Annotated in this window: 1 protein-coding gene; it reads left to right on the top strand. The window is 48.2% G+C overall.

Annotated features, from left to right (window positions below; all coding sequences use genetic code 11):
• Positions 1–184 precede the first annotated feature (184 nt).
• Positions 185–1,439, top strand: a 1,255-nt coding sequence (locus UF06_RS03640) for an IS66 family transposase (RefSeq protein WP_045569228.1), incomplete at its 3' end; no start/stop codon positions are given.

The raw sequence follows: 1,439 nt of genomic DNA, 5'->3' as shown, positions 1-1,439 counted from the left end.
CTGAAATGCGCTTTGATGGTATTAATATTCATGGTCGCTCCCCAAAAGAAGAGCATAAGATCACAGACCGTGCTTCAGGTCAAATTTAACCTTGCGTTGTACAAGAAATGTTCATGATCTTGCCCTGGATAATAAAGCCTTATCCACCAAGCATTAATGGCATGATTTTAGTATAATCAATGCCATGAAAAAGACGCCAAATATTAACCCAGAAAGCCAAGATGTTGCCGAGCTACAAGCGATGGTGAAAGCGCTGATGGCGTCAGAAATCCAATTGAAACAAGAGCGCCAGTCGCTACTTGAACAGCTCAAGCTGGCCTTCGACCGCCAGTTCGCTAAACGCTCGGAGGCGTTAAAGCCTTACAATGAATCTCAAGGTGACCTCTTCAACGAAGTGGAATGTGAAGCCGCTAAAGAAGAAGAGGTTGAGGTCACGACGACCACCACAACGAAGAAACGTGGTAAACGCAAGCCACTTCCAAAGACCTTGCCTCGTGAGGTTATCGAACTAGACGACCATGAAAAGCAGTGCACTTGCTGCCAACATAACCTGCATAAAATCGGTGAAGACCGCAGTGAGAAACTTGAGTTCTCACCAGCGGTGCTCAAAGTGCTGGAATATGTTCGTCCTAAATATGCTTGCCGCCATTGCGAGCAAACAGAAGACAAAAGCCGCATCGTTCAAAAGCCAGCACCACAAAGCATTATCCCGAAGAGCTTCGCGACAGAAAGCTTGCTTGCCAACATCATCCTTGGCAAATATCAATACGCAATGCCACTGTATCGCCAAGAGTCGCTGTTTACCCAGTCGGGTATCGAACTATCACGAACCACCATGGCAAGGTGGATTATCCAAGTTAGTGAGAAGTTCGCTCCACTTTATGCGGCCTTAAAAACGCACCTACTCGAGCAAATAGTGGTTCAGGCGGATGAAACGCCGCTCAATGTGCTCAAGGAAGACAAACAATGCTACATGTGGCTCTACTGCTCGGGCGCGGACTCGCCTGAAGCCGCCCTCCCTAATGTGAGAAATATCGTCTTGTACGACTATCAAAACAGTCGAGCTAGGGCGTGCCCTGTTGCCTTCTTGGGGGATTACAGTGGTTATCTACAAACCGATGGCTATGGTGTTTATGATGGGCTTCATCTCGTCACCAATGTCGGTTGCTGGGCGCATGCTCGGCGCAAGTTCATGGAGGCGAAAAAGCTGCAAGGCAAAGGCAAGTCAGGCAAAGCGGATAGTGCATTGGCTAAAATCCAGAAGCTCTATGGGATAGAATCCCGCTTAAAAGGTGCCTGTGCCGAAAAACGAAAAGCAGAGCGTCAACAGCATGCCAAGCCAATACTGGATGAGTTGTACGAGTGGATGACAACTCAACAAGTGCTTGAGTCTAGCCCGCTGGGTAAAGCGATAAAATACACGCTCGGCCAATGGCCGA

It is taken from the genome of Vibrio sp. S234-5 (assembly GCF_000960595.1).
GTDB lineage: Bacteria > Pseudomonadota > Gammaproteobacteria > Enterobacterales > Vibrionaceae > Vibrio.
Note: the sequence above shows the minus strand (reverse complement) of the source record. Positions and strands in the feature narration are given on the sequence as shown.